This is a genomic window from Cronobacter sakazakii (genome assembly GCF_000982825.1).
In the GTDB taxonomy this organism is placed as follows: Bacteria; Pseudomonadota; Gammaproteobacteria; order Enterobacterales; family Enterobacteriaceae; genus Cronobacter; species Cronobacter sakazakii.
The window spans coordinates 3,541,460-3,557,324 of the sequence record NZ_CP011047.1 but is presented as its reverse complement, the minus strand read 5'-3'; the positions used below and the strand labels follow the sequence as shown (position 1 = coordinate 3,557,324).

General features: G+C 54.1%; 18 protein-coding genes and 1 pseudogene. 10 read left to right on the top strand and 9 right to left on the bottom strand.

The genetic code is table 11. From position 1 onward, the window contains the following. Positions 1-185: 185 nt before the first annotated feature. The 3 genes from cedA (at position 186) to CSK29544_RS16865 (ending at position 1,264) form a co-directional block, all read left to right on the top strand. The gene (gene cedA / locus CSK29544_RS16875) at positions 186-431 is read left to right on the top strand and encodes a cell division activator CedA (protein ID WP_255212326.1); all 246 of its coding nucleotides are present in this window, start codon (positions 186-188) and stop codon (positions 429-431) included. A 162-nt stretch (positions 432-593) separates the two neighbouring features. After that, the gene (locus CSK29544_RS16870; protein WP_007893996.1) at positions 594-896 is read left to right on the top strand and encodes a type II toxin-antitoxin system RelE/ParE family toxin; all 303 of its coding nucleotides are present in this window, start codon (positions 594-596) and stop codon (positions 894-896) included. A 26-nt stretch (positions 897-922) separates the two neighbouring features. Continuing rightward, positions 923-1,264, top strand: coding sequence for a HigA family addiction module antitoxin (locus CSK29544_RS16865; protein ID WP_007894000.1), 342 nt, complete (start codon positions 923-925; stop codon positions 1,262-1,264). 111 nt (positions 1,265-1,375) lie between these two features. Here the strand turns inward: CSK29544_RS16865 and CSK29544_RS16860 are convergent, their stop codons facing one another. The 4 genes from CSK29544_RS16860 to hxpB all read right to left on the bottom strand — a co-directional run bounded on the left by CSK29544_RS16860 (position 1,376) and on the right by hxpB (position 5,218). After that, positions 1,376-2,767, bottom strand: coding sequence for an L-cystine transporter (locus CSK29544_RS16860; protein WP_007894003.1), 1,392 nt, complete (start codon positions 2,765-2,767; stop codon positions 1,376-1,378). Positions 2,768-2,902: 135 nt separating this feature from the next. Continuing rightward, positions 2,903-3,493: a metal-dependent hydrolase gene (locus CSK29544_RS16855; protein ID WP_007696709.1), complete on the bottom strand. Its 591-nt coding sequence runs from the start codon at positions 3,491-3,493 to the stop codon at positions 2,903-2,905. 113 nt (positions 3,494-3,606) lie between these two features. Beyond that, on the bottom strand, positions 3,607-4,362 hold the full coding sequence (gene kduD, locus CSK29544_RS16850; RefSeq protein ID WP_029038972.1) for a 2-dehydro-3-deoxy-D-gluconate 5-dehydrogenase KduD: 756 nt from the start codon (positions 4,360-4,362) through the stop codon (positions 3,607-3,609). 187 nt (positions 4,363-4,549) lie between these two features. After that, the gene (hxpB, locus tag CSK29544_RS16845) at positions 4,550-5,218 is read right to left on the bottom strand and encodes a hexitol phosphatase HxpB (RefSeq protein ID WP_029038971.1); all 669 of its coding nucleotides are present in this window, start codon (positions 5,216-5,218) and stop codon (positions 4,550-4,552) included. Between the two features lie 158 nt (positions 5,219-5,376). On the opposite strand from hxpB, the gene CSK29544_RS16840 reads away from it, so the two are divergent. Then, a complete protein-coding gene (locus CSK29544_RS16840; protein ID WP_007894014.1) occupies positions 5,377-5,913 on the top strand; it encodes a YniB family protein in 537 nt (178 codons plus the stop codon). Between the two features lie 25 nt (positions 5,914-5,938). On the opposite strand, the gene CSK29544_RS16835 is transcribed toward CSK29544_RS16840, so the two are convergent. From CSK29544_RS16835 to pfkB, 3 genes are all read right to left on the bottom strand, one after another. Further along, positions 5,939-6,799 carry a fructosamine kinase family protein gene (locus CSK29544_RS16835; protein ID WP_007894017.1) on the bottom strand — a complete coding sequence of 287 codons (861 nt, stop codon included), beginning with the start codon at positions 6,797-6,799 and terminating at the stop codon, positions 5,939-5,941. Between the two features lie 97 nt (positions 6,800-6,896). Further along, the gene (ghoS, locus tag CSK29544_RS16830) at positions 6,897-7,187 is read right to left on the bottom strand and encodes a type V toxin-antitoxin system endoribonuclease antitoxin GhoS (RefSeq protein ID WP_007894019.1); all 291 of its coding nucleotides are present in this window, start codon (positions 7,185-7,187) and stop codon (positions 6,897-6,899) included. Positions 7,188-7,241: 54 nt separating this feature from the next. Beyond that, entirely contained in the window at positions 7,242-8,171 is a 930-nt protein-coding gene (pfkB, locus tag CSK29544_RS16825) for a 6-phosphofructokinase II (protein ID WP_007894023.1), read from the bottom strand. A gap of 293 nt (positions 8,172-8,464) precedes the next feature. Between pfkB and CSK29544_RS16820 the strand changes: the two genes are divergently transcribed. From CSK29544_RS16820 to CSK29544_RS16795, 6 genes are all read left to right on the top strand, one after another. After that, positions 8,465-9,223 (top strand): DUF481 domain-containing protein, encoded by a 759-nt coding sequence (locus CSK29544_RS16820; RefSeq protein WP_004386559.1) that lies wholly within the window; start codon positions 8,465-8,467, stop codon positions 9,221-9,223. A 270-nt stretch (positions 9,224-9,493) separates the two neighbouring features. Beyond that, complete coding sequence (locus tag CSK29544_RS16815; RefSeq protein ID WP_029038970.1) at positions 9,494-9,721, top strand: hypothetical protein; 228 nt, start codon at positions 9,494-9,496, stop codon at positions 9,719-9,721. Positions 9,722-10,244: 523 nt separating this feature from the next. After that, on the top strand, positions 10,245-11,750 hold the full coding sequence (gene proP, locus CSK29544_RS16810; protein ID WP_007894028.1) for a glycine betaine/L-proline transporter ProP: 1,506 nt from the start codon (positions 10,245-10,247) through the stop codon (positions 11,748-11,750). A gap of 158 nt (positions 11,751-11,908) precedes the next feature. Beyond that, positions 11,909-12,358: a hypothetical protein gene (locus CSK29544_RS16805; protein WP_029038969.1), complete on the top strand. Its 450-nt coding sequence runs from the start codon at positions 11,909-11,911 to the stop codon at positions 12,356-12,358. A gap of 206 nt (positions 12,359-12,564) precedes the next feature. Next, entirely contained in the window at positions 12,565-13,074 is a 510-nt protein-coding gene (gene eco / locus CSK29544_RS16800) for a serine protease inhibitor ecotin (RefSeq protein ID WP_007894034.1), read from the top strand. Between the two features lie 171 nt (positions 13,075-13,245). Next, positions 13,246-13,692, top strand: coding sequence for a GNAT family N-acetyltransferase (locus CSK29544_RS16795; protein ID WP_004386554.1), 447 nt, complete (start codon positions 13,246-13,248; stop codon positions 13,690-13,692). Between the two features lie 10 nt (positions 13,693-13,702). On the opposite strand, the gene CSK29544_RS16790 is transcribed toward CSK29544_RS16795, so the two are convergent. Next, a complete protein-coding gene (locus tag CSK29544_RS16790; protein ID WP_007894036.1) occupies positions 13,703-14,623 on the bottom strand; it encodes an alpha/beta hydrolase in 921 nt (306 codons plus the stop codon). A 221-nt stretch (positions 14,624-14,844) separates the two neighbouring features. Next, positions 14,845-15,776: pseudogene (locus CSK29544_RS16785) on the bottom strand (LysR family transcriptional regulator). Between the last annotated feature and the right edge of the window lie 89 nt (positions 15,777-15,865).

The following is a 15,865-nucleotide window of genomic DNA, read 5'->3' as shown; positions in this document are numbered from 1 at the left end:
CCTTTCCTTTTTCTTAAGCAACCGGATGGCTGCATGAAATGTAAGGTAACTATAGAACAGCACTGAAGTTCTTGCGGAAAAGGCGACGGCGCAAAAAGCGGCAAATGAACGGTACAGCGCACGCAGGATGCGACGCAGAGCCGTCCGATCCGCTATCATAGTGGTTTATCTTTTGTTTTCAGCCAGTGAATCCGACGCTTATGAAACCACTTCGTCATCAGAATCGTCCCGTTATCAGCTATGTTCCACGTGTGGAGCCGGCTCCGCCGGATCATGCGGATCGCATGGAGGGTTTTGAGGATGTCTGGGTGCTGAAGGGCAAATATGTGGCGTTTGTGATGTCCGGGGATCGTTTTCGCCGCTCGCCCGCCTTCAGCAGCCCCGAAGCCGCCCAGCGCTGGGCGAACCAGCTCAAACAGGATGAGGTATAGGGCGAGTTTATCGCCCGTTCAGGCAGCCGCTGTCGTACCGCTCGCCGACTGCTCCCCATGAAACCCGCTCATGCGGGTTTTAATTTGCCTCACGCCTGCACTTGCGCACTGTGCGGGAGTGCATTACTATGATCGAGAAAGAAACAGGGAGGTATCAATGGAATGCAGAAGCATATCGGCAGTTTTCGTGACGCCTGGCTGGCGGCTTTTTTCGTGTATTCGACGCCACACCGCAACATTCCGGCAGAGATTCATAACACACTGGCGCGTAAGCTCGACATCATCAACGCAGCAACCTCATACCTCGATCTCCGCTCGCCGCCTGGCAACCGGTTTGAGGCGCTGAGCGGTAAATTGCAGGGGTATTCATCGATTCGGGTCAACCATCACTACCGGCTGATTTTCAGGTGGGTCGAAGGCAAAGCGGAAGACCTGTATTTAGATCCCCATGATTACCGAATGTGACGCGCCGCAACGTTAAGGAAATACATATGAAACAGGCAACCAGAAAGCCCACCACGCCCGGCGAGATCCTCGCTTATGAATACCTGGAACCGCTCGGTCTCAGAATTAACGAAGTGGCCGAGATGCTCCGCGTCCATCGCAATACGGTAAGCGCACTGGTAAACAATAACCGCAAGCTCACTACCGATATGGCGTTTCGCCTGGCGAAAGCATTCGGCACCTCTGTCGACTTCTGGCTTAACCTGCAGGCGGCTGTCGACCTGTGGGAAGTGGAAAATGATATGCGCATTCAGGAAGAGTTCAGCCGTATCCTGCCCGCCGCCGAGTTTATCGCCCGGCGCGACGCGCAGAAGAAAGATGTCGCCTGAAAAACAAAGCCCGCCAGAGAGCGGGCTTTTTCGTTTTTATCAGCGCTGAATGCCCATAAAAGAAAACCCCGGCGCGCTGGCCGGGGTTGATAAGAACATCATTTTACGTGATTAACGGTGCGCCAGTTCGGCTTCGTCATCGCTGTTCAGGATGGCTTTATCCGTCTGCTTCAGCCACTGGCTGGTCAGCGTGCCTGCGGTCATGGAGCCGCTGACGTTGAGCGCGGTACGGCCCATGTCGATCAGAGGTTCAACGGAAATCAGCAGTGCCACGAGCGTAACCGGCAGGCCCATCGCTGGCAGTACAATCAGCGCAGCGAAAGTCGCACCGCCGCCCACGCCTGCCACACCGGCGGAGCTTAAGGTCACGATGCCGACGAGCGTTGCTATCCACACCGGATCGAGCGGGTTAATACCGACCGTCGGCGCGACCATCACCGCGAGCATGGTCGGGTAGAGACCCGCGCAGCCGTTCTGACCAATCGTCGCGCCAAAAGACGCCGCGAAAGAGGCGATGGAATCCGGCACGCCCAGACGACGCGTCTGCGCTTCCACATTCAGCGGAATGCTCGCCGCGCTGGAGCGGCTGGTGAAGGCAAACGTCAGCACCGGCCACACTTTACGGAAGTAACGCAGCGGGCTCACGCCATTCACGGCCAGCAGGATACCGTGCACCACAAACATAATGCCGAGACCCAGATAAGAGGCGACCACAAAGCTGCCAAGCTTGATGATGTCCTGCAGGTTAGAGCCTGCAACGACTTTGGTCATCAGCGCCAGCACGCCGTATGGCGTCAGCTGCATCACCAGACGCACCAGCTTCATCACCCAGCTTTGCAGGATGTCGATAGCGGCCAGTACGCGCTCGCCTTTCGGCGCGTCATCTTTCAGCAGTTTCAGCGCCGCCACACCCAGGAACGCCGCGAAAATCACCACGCTGATTATGGAGGTCGGGCTCGCGCCGGTGAGGTCGGCGAACGGGTTTTTCGGAATGAAAGAGAGGATCAGCTGCGGTACGGTCAGATCGGCGACTTTACCGGCGTAGTTAGTCTGAATGGCATTCAGACGCGCGGTTTCCGCGCTGCCCTGCACCAGACCTTCCGCCGTCAGGCCGAAGAGATTCGTCACCAGCACGCCGACCAGCGCCGCGATAAGCGTGGTAAACAGCAGCGTACCGATGGTCAGCACGCTGATTTTACCCAGCGACGAAGCGTTATGCAGACGCGCCACGGCGCTCAGGATCATCGCGAACACCAGCGGCATCACGATCATCTGCAGCAGCTGCACATAGCCGTTGCCGACAATGTTGAACCACTGAATGGAGGTTTTCAGCGTCTCGCTATCAGAACCATAGATGGTGTGCAGCGCCAGGCCAAATACCACGCCCATCGCGAGACCGAGTAATACTTTTTTTGCCAGGCTCCACTGCGTATGGCGCGTGCGCGCCAGCAACAGCAGCAGAACCACGAACGCGACAACGTTCGCTATCAGTGGAAGATTCATCCCCGTTCTCCTGATTTTTTTATAACCGGCACGGCCGAAATGGCATGCCTTTATGCCGCAAAGGGTATCAGAATCAAAACAGGGAGCCTTATATCCAAATGGAATGGTTTATATCAAAACGCAATTTCAGTTTATTTACTGTTCCATCTGGTGATGAATAAAGCGATTAAAGGTGTTTTGCAGAGAATTAATGGCGGCCGACGACCATTTCATTGCGCTGCTATCGGTCATGCTTTGCGGCATCCACACCGCCCAGACAAAGAGCGCCATGCATAACACGCGCTCAAGCTGATTGCCTTTTTGCGGGTAGAGTAACGGCAGGCGAAAGCGCCAGCGGCAGGGCCACAATAGCGGCACGCCGGCGGGCGTTATCATATCGGCGAGAATATGGCTGAGATAGCCAAGCACCAGCCCTTGCAGGGCATCGGCAGGCAGTATCCAGGTTTCCGGCACTTTCAGAAGAAACAGCGTCAGCCCGCCGAAGACCGCCAGCAGGCTGTGCGTAAACCCCCGGTGGCCGAACATCCGTGCCACGGGTTTTGATATCCACTTTAGCCGCTGCCCCAGGAACGACTTCGGGTGATCGATATCCGGCAACAGGCAGGTGAGAATGGCGGAGGGAACAATATGCCACCAGTCGCCCTGCGCCAGCACAGGGGTCAGCTCGGCATTTTTGGCAAATACCGCGCAGGCAATCGAAAAAAGCAGGTGGCCTTCCGCCGTCATGATAAAACCCTGTAACTGTCAATCTATCCAGTATAGGGTTTTTATACAGTAGAAAAAAGTGGTGACGGTGTAACACTTTGTCACCGCAGCCCGCATGACGCCTCGCGTTGCGCTCAGCGGGCGAGCCAGCCGCCGTCCACCGCCAGGGTATAACCGTTCACATAATCCGATGCCTTTGAGGCGAGAAAAATCACCGGCCCCTGTAAATCTTCCGGCGTTCCCCAGCGGCCTGCCGGAATACGCGCCAGAATTTCCTCATTGCGTTCGGCATCCTCGCGCAGCGCCTGCGTATTGTTGGTCGCCATATAGCCCGGTGCGATGCCGTTAACATTGATGCCATACGGTGCCCATTCGTTGGCGAGCAGCCGTGTCAGGCCGAGCACGCCGCTTTTCGACGCGGTGTAGGAAGGCACACGAATGCCGCCCTGAAAAGAGAGCATGGAGGCGACGTTAATGATTTTGCCGCCGCTGCCCTGAGCAATGAACTGCCTGGCAATGGCCTGAGAGAGGAAGAACAGCGCCTTCAGGTTGAGATCCATCACGTCGTCCCAGTCTTTTTCGCTGAAATCGAGCGCGTCGTCCCGCCGGATGATCCCGGCGTTGTTGACCAGAATATCGATACGCCCCAGCGCGTCGACGGCCTCGGTGACGAGCGGCTGTACCGGTGCCGTGGCTAAATCCGCGTCAATCGCGACAAAACGGCGGCCCAGCGCGTGGACTTTCGCGGCGGTCTCCCGCGCAGGACGGCGGCTGATGCCTGCGATATCGCATCCGGCGGCGGCGAGCCCAAGCGCCATGCCTTGCCCAAGCCCGGTATTGCAACCGGTTACCATCGCCACTTTTCCGGCAAGCGAGAATGTCTCCAGCATGTTCCGTTCCTCTTTGACTCATCATTGCGGCGCAGGGAAAGTCCCTTTCGCATTCAGAGCAATGATAGGAGTCGCCAGCAGAAAAAACAAAGCTAAATGAAACTGCGTTTTAAAAATATGACGGCGGGTGGTATTTTTTGGAACAAAAGCTGAAAACCGCTGCCGGGCGGCAGCGGCGATAAGGGGCTTAGCCTTTCAGATGCCAGGGCTCAAGCTCGGTCAGCGAGTTCAGACGCACGTTGGCGAGCGCCCAGCGCGCGTCGCTGCGGTTCTCTTCAGCCGGAACCACAATGGAGCGCATACGCGCCGCTTTGGTGGCGACCATGCCGTTAACGGAATCCTCAAGCGTCACGCAGCAGAGCGGATCGACGCCAAGCTTTGCCGCCGCATCCAGGTAGACCTGCGGGTGCGGTTTGCTGTAAGGCAGGTGTTCAGCGGAAGCGAGCGCGTCAAACTGCTCGCGCAGATCAAACAGCGTCAGTACGCGCTCCAGCATCCGCAGCGGCGAGGCGGAGGCGAGGCCGACCTTCAGCCCCTGCGCTTTACAGAGCGCAATCACGTCAGCCACGCCCGGCAGCAGCGGGCGTTTTTCTTCCACCAGCGTCATGGCGCGAGTAATAATGCGCTGCGTCACTTCATCCAGTGACGGCCCGTTCCACGGCTGCTGCGCGAACCACAGCGCTACCACCAGATCGATGCGCAGGCCCAGCGTATCGGGCAGCTCGTGGCGGCGGGAGGTATCGACCCCGAGCGTCGCCATGACTTCGAGCTCCGCCTGGTCCCAGAGCGGTTCAGAGTCAATCAGTAAACCATCCATATCAAAAATAGCGGCGAGGATCTGTCGCGGCGAAGACATCATGTCACTCCTTCTTTTTACGCGGGAAAGGTTAATCAATAGCCGGAAAAACGCATTATGGCTACCGCTTTCAGGCCATGTGCCGGAAAGTTCAGGCGAAAAGGCGCTTCACAGGGTAAACTTAGGCCAATCTGTCGCGTCGCTATCAAGGGGAAAGCATGACGTATCAACAAGCTGGACGCATTGGTGTCTTAAAACGCATCGCCGGATGGGTGATTTTCATTCCTGCCACGCTCTCCACCATTATCTCCGTGCTGAAATTTATGTATCAGCACAGCGAAAAGCAGCCGGGCATTAACGCCGTGATGATGGATTTCGCCCATGTGATGATTGAAATGGTGCGCTTTAATACGCCGTTCCTGAATGTCTTCTGGTACAACTCTCCGCAACCCGATTTCACGCGTCACGCGAATATCAGCTTCTGGATAATCTATATTTTGATTTTTGTTGGTCTGGCGTTACAGGCGTCGGGCGCGCGGATGTGTCGCCAGGCGCGTTTTCTGCGTGAGCATGTTGAAGACAGCCTGATTCTGGAGAGCGCCAAAGGCGAAGAAGGGCTGAGCCGCGAGGCGCTGGAATCACGCATCGTGGTGCCGCGGCATACCATTTTCCTGCAAATCTTCCCGCTTTATATCCTGCCGGTGATTGTGCTGGTGCTGGGCTACGTGTTCTTCTCCCTGCTCGGGTTCCTGTAAACGCGCGCGCTGCGGCGCGCTTTTATCATATGCCCAGAACGCGGGTTAACGCCTGCTGTGCGGCAACCAGATGCTGACCGCCAAAGAGCGTGGCGCGGTTTAGCAGGGTATAGAGTTGATAAAGCGGCTGGCGCTCAAGAAAGCCGGCGGGCAGCGGTAGCACCGACTGATAGCCGTCATAAATCTGCGGCGGCTGTTCCGGGTGCAGCGGCAGCATCGCCAGATCGCATTCGCGATCGCCCCAGTAGCAGGCCGGGTCGAAAATATAGGGCCCGTCCGGCCCCAGCGCGCAGTTGCCGGACCACAAATCGCCGTGCAGCAGTGAAGGCGCGGGCTGGTGCGAAACCAGTTGCTGATGGACCGCATCCACGATCCTGTCGATATCGCCGAACTCCATACCTTTTTCCGCGGCCAGCTCCAGCTGCCAGCCGATGCGCTGCTCGGCGAAAAAACTCGCCCAGCGGCGCTGCCAGGCGTTCGGCTGTGGCGTGGTAGAGAGGTGGTTGTCGTAATCGAGCCCGTATTGTGGTTGCTCGCTCCACTGGTGCAGGCGCGCCAGTTGCTGACCGAGCAGAAAGGCATTGTGCGCATCAAGCGGTTTTGGCGGCAGATATTCCAGCAGAAGAAAGCTATATTCGCGGTCGCTGCCGACGCCAAGCACTTCCGGCACTGTGACCGTTTTACTGCGCGCCAGCAGGTTGAGCTGATCGGCTTCGGCGGTAAAGCAGGGCAGCAGCGTCGAATCGTCGCATTTCACGAAGATCGCGCGCCCGGCCCAGTCGATTCGCCATGCGGCGTGAATTTCACCGCCCGGCAGTTCGGTTCGCTGGCTGATTTCACCGGCGCCCAGCTGTTCGTTTAACAAACGCGTAATGGCATGCCACATGATTACTCTCCCAGGTTTCCCGTAAAGAACATCAGCTTAACGCGCCCGTGCAGACGAAAATCTGCGCGGGCGCACAACCTGCCGCGCACGGGCGACGTCAGACGGTATCGTTGTCGCGCAGCCAGTTTTCGAACGTGGTGACGGTGACTTGCGGCTTCTGATCGAGCGCCGCCTCACCAAGCCCTTCGACCAGCTCAGCCACCTCTTGCTCACTGAGCGCGCTGACCAGCCCGAAGGTATTGGTGCCCAGCTCGTGAATTTTGCCGTCATCGTCGGCAAGCGTGAGCTGGAAACCACCGCGGGTCAGATGGTTATTCAGTTCGTTAATATCGGTCAGGCTTTTCTCATGAAACTTCACGGTGACGACATAGCGGGTCACTTCACTCATGGCGAACCTCATTGTCAGCGATAAAATACCAGCCCGCCGGGGCTGGCCGGAATGTTAGCGTGTCAGCCAGTGGTAAATACTCTCGGTATTCTCCAGCGAGCAGAGGCGCGTACCCTGATTGATAGTAGCGGCGCTGCCGGCAGCCACACCATAACGCACCATATCCAGCAGCGGGGCATCCTGGGATAAGCGCAGCGTCATGGCGCCGACCATGCTGTCGCCCGCGCCGACCGTACTCTGGCTTTTCATCGGCGGCGGCACGACCTGCACGCAGTCTTTACCGTCAACGCCGAGCGCCCCCTGCGGCCCCAGTGAAACCACAACGCGGCGGGCTTTCCCTTTTTGCACCAGTTCTTCTGCGGCTTTACGGACATCGTCCGGCGCGGTCAGATCGCGTTTCACCAGCGCCGCCAGCTCTTTCTGATTGGGTTTAACCAGTTCAATATCGCCAACTTCCAGCGCGGCGGCCAGCGCGTCACCGGAGCTATCGACAATCAGGCGAATCCCCTGCGCACGTGCCGCTTTAATCAGTTGCTGGAGTTTCTCCACGCTGACACCGGGCGGCAGGCTGCCGCTGATGACCAGGATTGCGCCCGATTCAATCGTCAGCACTTTTTCTTCCAGCTGGCGGAATTCATCGTCGGTAATCGTGGCGCCTGGCATAACGAAGCGGTATTGCTCGCCGCTCGATTCGACATGCACGTGAAGATTCTGGCGGGTCCAGTCGCGGGCGGAAACCGTCTCGACCGCGACCTTTTCATCATTAAGCAGCGAGACCAGATGCTCGCCCGTCGCGCCACCCGCCGGGAAGAGGGCCGTGGCGCTGCCGCCCAGATGGACGATGGCGCGTGCGACGTTAATACCGCCGCCGCCGGGTTCAAAAACCGGCGCGCTGCAGCGTAGTTTCCCTTCCGGATAGATTTGCGGCGTGATTGTGGCGCTGTCGAGCGAGGGCGCCAGCGTGAGCGTATAAATACGTACCATATCGCCTCCGTTTTTTTAGACTGCCCTAAGCGTAGCACCCGACAGCCAGACGGTGGGTGAATAACGTGCTGATTTTACCTTGTGCCCGATATTAATCGGATGACCGTTCTATATAAATAAAAGTTTATTTTTAAGAGTCCGCTTATTCTTAAATAGCGAAAGGAATTCATTGCTAAACCACAGGTGCCTTTTTATAATTCGTTACCTTTCTGTGGGCGGATTTTATTGATCCAGAGAAAAAGTTACGGGACCGTAATGGTCCTTTTTTTTGTTGTATGGACCTGAAAATCAACATGAAGCTTTTTAAGACAGTGCCCCTGGCTATGCTGCTGGCGGGTGGCGCGCTGCTGAGCCAGCACGCGATGGCTGATAATACCGTTTTTACTGTCATGGACGATCCTTCCACCGCGAAAAAACCGTTTGAAGGTGATTTAAACGCGGGTTACCTGGCACAAACCGGCAATACCAAAAGTTCTTCTTTAACGGCTGACAGCAACCTGACCTGGTATGGTGAAACCACCGCCTGGTCGCTCTGGGGCAATGCCAGCAATACCTCTTCTAATGACGAACGCTCCTCCGAAAAATATGCGGTGGGCGGACGTAGCCGCGTAAACGTAACCGATTATGATTACCTGTTTGGTCAGGCGAGCTGGCTGACAGACCGTTATAACGGCTATCGCGAGCGCGACGTGCTGACGCTCGGTTATGGTCGTCAGTTCCTGAATGGCCCGGTGCACAGCCTGCGTTTTGAATTCGGTCCGGGTGTGCGTTACGACGAATACACCAACGGCGATACCAAAACGCAGGGCCTGGGTTACGCGTCTGGCATCTATACCTGGCAGCTTACCGATAACGCTAAGTTCACACAGGGCGTTTCCGTGTTCGGCTCTGAAGATACCAACGTCAACTCCGAAACGGCGCTGGACGTGGCTATCAACGAACATTTTGGCCTGAAAGTCGCCTATAACGTGACCTGGAACTCTAACCCGCCTGCGAGCGCGCCGGATCATACCGATACGCGCACCTCGGTTACGCTGGGTTATCGTATGTAAAGTCGCTTTTAGCGCGGCTCTGAAAGGCTGGCATTGCCAGCCTTTTTTAATGCGTTACTTTCAGCTTCTTTTAGCATTGTGTGTCTATTGCCTTTGCAGCGTGTTTAATGAAAAGCCTTTTTTATCAGTGTGCTGTAGCCGGGTTCAGTTTCTTTGAGGTCGCACACCAAATAATTTGACTATTCGAAAGTGTGATGTGGATCTACCATTTATACACAGGTGGTGAATAACACGTCACCCATTTATACGCTGCAAAGAAGAGATAACAAAATGAATACCCTCAAAACCGCGGCCGCCGCCCTGGCGCTGAGCGTGCTTTCCTTCAGCGCTTTCGCGACCCCGACGACTCAGCCTTCACAGAATAAAGCCCCGTATGCCGGATGGCGCGTAAGCGACATCGAAGCAGGCACCAGTCTTCAGCCAGGTGCAGCCTCGACAGGCCAGTCAATCAATAATGCGTTTAACACGCAAACGCTGGTTGCAGGCGACTGGTCCTGATGAAGGTCAGTGATGCTTTATCGTAGTAAAAGCCGGATCCTCTGATTCGGCTTTTTTATTACTGCTATTCGCCATAATTTTACTTAATGTTTCTTACATTTTTTATGCACCCTCGTGCGCACCGGTAAGTTCATTCTTATCAGAATAATGATTTGACAACGCTATTTCCCTGCTTCTCAGCCAGTCTCAATGCCCTGATAAAATTATCCCTGACAGAACCAGGTATTTCGCCTGACATCCCTTAGCGCACTAATGAAATATGCCAAATCAAGGCGCTTAAACGCGATAAAATAAACTGTGAAGTTGATCGCAAATTTGTTCGCTGTTAGGGTAAAGAAGGGTCAGGCATCTGAAAACGCAGGTAAGCACATTCGGATGTGTCATTACTAACAGCGGGACGAGATCCTGCTACGCTCTTAAAGGAAGTCCTGGAAAGATAAGGCTTCTTTATCGCTAAGGAAGCGGACTGAGGGAAGCGGCTGACCGCCACCCAAGTCAAAGAGCGAATTCAATGAGGATGGATATGAAGCTTAAAAGAAAAAAAGTAGAACCGATCTCTCTGAGTGACGTCACGATTATTGATGATGCGAAACTTCGTAAGGCGATTACCGCAGCCTCTCTCGGTAACGCGATGGAGTGGTTTGATTTTGGTGTGTATGGCTTTGTGGCTTACGCGCTCGGCAAAGTGTTTTTCCCGGATGCCAACCCAAGCGTGCAGATGATCGCCGCGCTGGCGACGTTTTCGGTTCCCTTTCTTATTCGTCCGTTGGGCGGTCTGTTCTTCGGGATGCTCGGCGATAAATATGGTCGTCAGAAAATCCTCGCCATAACCATTGTGATTATGTCCGTCAGTACATTCTGTATCGGGCTTATTCCCTCGTATGCGTCGATAGGTATCTGGGCGCCTGTCCTGCTGTTACTCTGTAAAATGGCGCAGGGGTTCTCGGTAGGCGGCGAATATACGGGCGCGTCAATATTTGTCGCGGAATATTCCCCGGACCGTAAACGTGGGTTTATGGGCAGCTGGCTGGATTTCGGCTCTATTGCGGGCTTCGTACTGGGCGCAGGCGTGGTGGTGCTTATCTCTGCTATCCTTGGCGAAGAGAATTTCCTGAGCTGGGGCTGGCGACTGCCGTTCTTCCTGGCGCTGCCGCTTGGCCTGATTGGTCTCTACCTGCGCCATGCGCTGGAAGAAACGCCGGCGTTCCAGCAGCATGTTGATAAGCTGGAGCAGGGCGATCGCGAAGGTTTGCAGCACGGCCCGAAAGTCTCCTTTAAAGAGATTGCGACTAAACACTGGCGCAGCCTGCTGGCGTGTATCGGTCTGGTGATTTCCACCAACGTGACCTATTACATGCTGCTTACTTATATGCCGAGCTATCTGTCGCATAATCTGCACTACTCGGAAGAGCATGGCGTGCTGATTATTATCGCGATTATGATCGGTATGCTGTTTGTCCAGCCGGTGATGGGCCTGCTGAGCGACCGTTTTGGTCGTCGCCCGTTCGTGATTTTTGGGAGCGTGGCGCTGATGGTGCTCGCCATCCCTGCGTTCGTCCTGATTAACAGTAACGTTATCGGCCTGATTTTCTCTGGTCTGCTGATGCTGGCGGTGATCCTGAACTGCTTTACCGGTGTGATGGCATCTTCGCTCCCGGCGATGTTCCCGACGCACATCCGCTACAGCGCACTGGCAAGCGCGTTCAATATCTCGGTATTGATTGCCGGTCTGACGCCGACCGTGACAGCATGGCTTGTGGAAGGTACAGAAAACCTGATGATGCCAGCTTATTACCTGATGGTTATCGCGGTCATTGGTCTGATTACTGGCCTGACGATGAAAGAGACGGCAAACCGTCCGCTGAAGGGCGCGACGCCTGCGGCATCGGATATCCAGGAGGCGCGCGAAATTCTGCGTGAGCACCATGACAATATCGAACAGAAAATTGAAGATATTGATAAAGAGATCGCCGAGTTGCAGGAGAAACGCACCCGTCTGGTTGATCAGCATCCTCGCATTAACGAGTAAGACTAAAGCCCCTGCGGGGGCTTTTCTTTTTCCTGCTTTACCTGCCTTTAGTTATTCCTGAATCCCCGCATTCCGTTGTACTCAGTAAAAACTTAATAGCTTGATTCTTAAAATCAGATTGTGAATGATCGCTGCACACACACCGGCAATGAATAACAATGAAAAAATCCTTTCTGATGTGCTGCCTTTTTCTTGGCAGCACTGGCCCTGCCAGCGCTGTGGTTCAGGGCCGCGAATATAATACGTGGTATGAAAAAGACGCGGTTTTATATGATATGACCCAGACCGCCGGGGGCAGTCCGGTCATGCTGAGTATTTCGCAGGCGGGTTTCCGTTCAGCGAATATGGTGATCTCTTCTCTGACGCCAGGAAAATGCCCGGAGCAGCCAAGAGCACTGGAAATCAACAGTGACATCATTCCCGCTGACTATTTTTGTACCCAGCAGGGCTCAGAAAAGATTGAGCACTATCTGGTACGTGACGCCGATAAAGTCAACGCGCTCGTCGAAAAGCTGCGTTCAGATTTTACTTTAATGAGCCAGAAGGAGATCAAAGTCTGGGCAGCCAATATTAAATCGCCGAAGCATGGTATCGCACCGCGGTTCTGAAGCGCTAAGCCGGTTAACGATTATTAACGTGAGTAACCGTTGATTTTTACGCGATGTAAAATAAATGATACAGAGAAAAATTAGCTATGGTTTGCGTGAGGGTGACATAAAAAACTGCTTATGAATAATATGGCAGTGATTGTCACGGTTTTTGAAATTGAATTCAGTTTTTACCGTGGAGCTAAAACCTGTGGAGAACTTTCATAATGAATAAAATTTCAGCGCTCATGTTAAGCCTGGCTGCTGCCGGTTGCATTTCCGGTAGCGTATTCGCCGCCGAAAAAACGTCTAAAAATACCGCGCCTTTCCCAAAGGCGGAAAAAGGCATGGTTCGTCAGGTGATCGACTTGCCTGAGCGCCAGGATGAAGCATCCTACAAAGTCGAACTGGTTATAGGCCAGACCCTTGACGTTGATTGTAATAAGCATCAGCTGGCCGGAAAATTTGAGCGTAAAACACTCGAAGGCTGGGGATATGACTATTACACGTTTGAGTCCGCCAAAAATGCAGACGGCTCGGTCATGTATACCTCAACCATGATGGCCTGCCCGGACGGTAAAAAAGAGAAAAAATTCGTCACCGCAAACCTTGGTGAAAATGGCATGCTGAATTACAACAGCAAGCTGCCGGTGGTGGTGTATGCGCCCGAAAATATCGACGTGAAATATCGCCTCTGGAAAGCGAACGAGACCCTCGTTAGCGCTAACAAGAAATAACGCCTCTCGATGATTCGCAGCGTCAGGCACTTGATCAGGCCGCCTGACGCTGTCATTTTTAGCTGCTAAAACTCGCTTTCATTGCTCCTTTCTGACGCCTTCTTTTTGACACTTTTCTGTGCGGTGAAGTAGATTTGCCTGATCCGTAAACCGGCTGACGCAGGGACTTAAATGAAAATTGATTTTTCAGCGCTTAACGATACCCATATCACCGAATGCGCCCATCTCTACTGTAAGGTCTATAAAGAAGCGCCCTGGTTTGAAAAGAGCGAGCTGGCGCCGGTCATCGCTTTTATCCAGCAACATCTGAAAAATAATTATTTCAGAGGTTACATTGCCAGATATGACGAGAAAATAGTCGCAGTGAGCATCGGTTTTAAGAAACCGTGGCCGGGGGGCGTTGAGTATTATATCGATGAATTTTTCGTCGATCCCGATTGTCAGGGAAAGGGTGTTGGTAGCGCGCTGATGAATTTCATCGCCGATCGTTCTTTAAACGAAGGTCTGAATGCGATCATTCTCAACACCCATAAAGCTTACCCCTCCGATTTCTTCTACCGCAAACATGGGTTCGACGAGCATCAGGGGCTCATTATTCTCTCCAGACCGCTTGGGTAAATGCAGCGCCCTAATGCGTATTTCCTGAACGTATTAAGGCACAAATATCCTGCATTACATTGCGCGCGGCCTGGCTGATGCAGCCAAGCTGAAAGAAACCGTGAATAACGCCGAGATAACGCTGTGCCGTGCAGTTCACCCCTTGCTGCGTCATTCGCGCAAACAGCGCTTCGCCTTCATCACGTAACGCATCATATTCCGCGTTAATGATATGTACCGGCGGTAATCCTGCGAAATCATTACGAAATAACGGGCTGGCTTCAGGGTGCAAAACATCAGTATCAGCAAGATAAGCCTCGAAACCGCTCAGAAACGCGTCGCTTGTCAGGACATAATCGCGACCGTTTGACAGATAACTCTCAGAGGATGCCGTGGCGTCCAGCATCGGATAAATCAACACCAGCTGGCGGGGCAGCCACGCGCCGCTATTTTTTAATCGCAGAGCGGTTATCAGCGCCAGATGACCGCCCGCGCTGTCGCCCATAAATGTTATGTGGCGGCGCTCTATACCCAGTGTTTCCGCGTTCCGCCAGATAAGCTGCGCGGCGCGTTCGGCATCATCATGTGCGGCGGGATAAGTATGCTCTGGCGCTAAACGGTATTGCACCGCAATCACCCGACAACCACTTAAAAAGGCCAACTGGCGCAGTTGATTATCATGTGTAGCAAACCCGCCGCTCACAAAACAGCCGCCGTGATAATAGATAATCGCCGGGAGCGCGTTCTCTCTATTCAGAGGCGAGAAAATACGTAAAGGAATAGCGTCAATCGTCGTATCTTCAATATTCACGCGGCTCTCAGGAACACCGGCGAGCGCCGTACTGGCGATATAACCTGCGCGACGCTCTTCAAATGTCTGCGTGCGCGGGGAGGGGCGGCCCGCTGTGATAAAGTCATCAACAAGACGTGCAATTTCAGGTTCCAGAGCCATACGTTTTTTTCCTTTGTTAACGATGCCAGCAAATGAATCCCGCAGTGTAGAGTGTTGCGATTGTCAGGAAAAGTTCACCCCCCAGAACCAGGCGGTCTCTGATGCAAGCATCAGGGCAAAAGAGCGTTACGCCGCCGTGCCTGGGCTTGATGCCCCGGAATCCTGTTCAATGAAGGCCTGGAACGGCAGTGCTTAATTAACGAGAACGTGATTTTCACGTGCTACCTATCTCTTGCCAGCGCTTGCAGGACGCTCTTAAGCCAGTCGGTTGCGCCGCGTTTACCACTGCGTTGATGTGAATAAATTTTCACTTCAAACGACGGTATTTCGAAAGGTAATTCAAATATTCTGAGATCGGTTGCCGGCAGCAGTTTCTGCGCGGCAAAGCGGGGAAGCGCCATGAGTAAGTCGCTTTCTGCAACGATAAACGGCGCGCCAAGCATAGAAGGGGTTTTGAGCGCGATGTGGCGCGTATAGCCCATCTTTTCCAGCTGAGAATCAAGCACGCCTTGCTTTTCATTCCAGGGCGTTACCACCACGTGTCTGGCTGCAAGATAATCCTCAAACGTCAGCTGTGCTCTGCGTGCGCTGCTGATAACAACATAGTCATCTTCCAGCCAGTTGATTTCGTCCAGCTCCGCGTGTCGGATATCCTCCGGTGCGCTGAATCCAAGCGCCAGATCCATTTCGCCCGCCAGCAGTTCATTCAGCGCCGGGCTGTGGGGTAAATAGCGTAACTCAAAACGCAGGCCGGGCGCGTCGTGTTGCAGCCGGTGCATGAGGGCAGGGAAAATGCAAAATGCGGTGAAATCGGTGATGGCAATCTGTAAGCACTCTGTGCTGCAAGCCGGGTCAAACTCCGGCTGCGGCGTCAGCTCCTGATTGAGAAATTTCAGTGCCGAAGCGATGGAAGGCGCAAGCTGTGTGGCGTATACGCTGGGGCACATGCGGTGGCCTTCCCGGTAAAATAACGGGTCGTTAAGCGTGGTGCGCAGCCGCGACAGCGCGTGGCTCAGGGCCGAAGTGCTCATCGCCAGTTCATCGCCAGTTCATCGGCAGCCTTGCGAACGGAGCGGTGCCGATAGATAGCGTCAAAAACCGGTAAAAGATTTAAATCAAGACGCCTTAAGGAGGGATGCATAATATTCATCATGTAGTGATTTCATTGCACTTAATTCTCCTGACATTACCCCGTATGCTTAACGCCATCAATGTCTGCCCATGATGAGATAACAGGAAAAC

What these genes read in the sequence shown, in the direction of transcription:
- CSK29544_RS16870 (WP_007893996.1), top strand. Translation starts at nt 594, where the DNA reads ATGCAGAAGCATATCGGCAGTTTTCGTGACGCCTGGCTGGCGGCTTTT.
- CSK29544_RS16865 (WP_007894000.1), top strand. Translation starts at nt 923, where the DNA reads ATGAAACAGGCAACCAGAAAGCCCACCACGCCCGGCGAGATCCTCGCT.
- CSK29544_RS16860 (WP_007894003.1), bottom strand. Translation starts at nt 2,767, where the DNA reads ATGAATCTTCCACTGATAGCGAACGTTGTCGCGTTCGTGGTTCTGCTG.
- CSK29544_RS16855 (WP_007696709.1), bottom strand. Translation starts at nt 3,493, where the DNA reads ATGACGGCGGAAGGCCACCTGCTTTTTTCGATTGCCTGCGCGGTATTT.
- kduD (WP_029038972.1), bottom strand. Translation starts at nt 4,362, where the DNA reads ATGCTGGAGACATTCTCGCTTGCCGGAAAAGTGGCGATGGTAACCGGT.
- hxpB (WP_029038971.1), bottom strand. Translation starts at nt 5,218, where the DNA reads ATGTCTTCGCCGCGACAGATCCTCGCCGCTATTTTTGATATGGATGGT.
- CSK29544_RS16840 (WP_007894014.1), top strand. Translation starts at nt 5,377, where the DNA reads ATGACGTATCAACAAGCTGGACGCATTGGTGTCTTAAAACGCATCGCC.
- CSK29544_RS16835 (WP_007894017.1), bottom strand. Translation starts at nt 6,799, where the DNA reads ATGTGGCATGCCATTACGCGTTTGTTAAACGAACAGCTGGGCGCCGGT.
- ghoS (WP_007894019.1), bottom strand. Translation starts at nt 7,187, where the DNA reads ATGAGTGAAGTGACCCGCTATGTCGTCACCGTGAAGTTTCATGAGAAA.
- pfkB (WP_007894023.1), bottom strand. Translation starts at nt 8,171, where the DNA reads ATGGTACGTATTTATACGCTCACGCTGGCGCCCTCGCTCGACAGCGCC.
- CSK29544_RS16820 (WP_004386559.1), top strand. Translation starts at nt 8,465, where the DNA reads ATGAAGCTTTTTAAGACAGTGCCCCTGGCTATGCTGCTGGCGGGTGGC.
- CSK29544_RS16815 (WP_029038970.1), top strand. Translation starts at nt 9,494, where the DNA reads ATGAATACCCTCAAAACCGCGGCCGCCGCCCTGGCGCTGAGCGTGCTT.
- proP (WP_007894028.1), top strand. Translation starts at nt 10,245, where the DNA reads ATGAAGCTTAAAAGAAAAAAAGTAGAACCGATCTCTCTGAGTGACGTC.
- CSK29544_RS16805 (WP_029038969.1), top strand. Translation starts at nt 11,909, where the DNA reads ATGAAAAAATCCTTTCTGATGTGCTGCCTTTTTCTTGGCAGCACTGGC.
- eco (WP_007894034.1), top strand. Translation starts at nt 12,565, where the DNA reads ATGAATAAAATTTCAGCGCTCATGTTAAGCCTGGCTGCTGCCGGTTGC.
- CSK29544_RS16795 (WP_004386554.1), top strand. Translation starts at nt 13,246, where the DNA reads ATGAAAATTGATTTTTCAGCGCTTAACGATACCCATATCACCGAATGC.
- CSK29544_RS16790 (WP_007894036.1), bottom strand. Translation starts at nt 14,623, where the DNA reads ATGGCTCTGGAACCTGAAATTGCACGTCTTGTTGATGACTTTATCACA.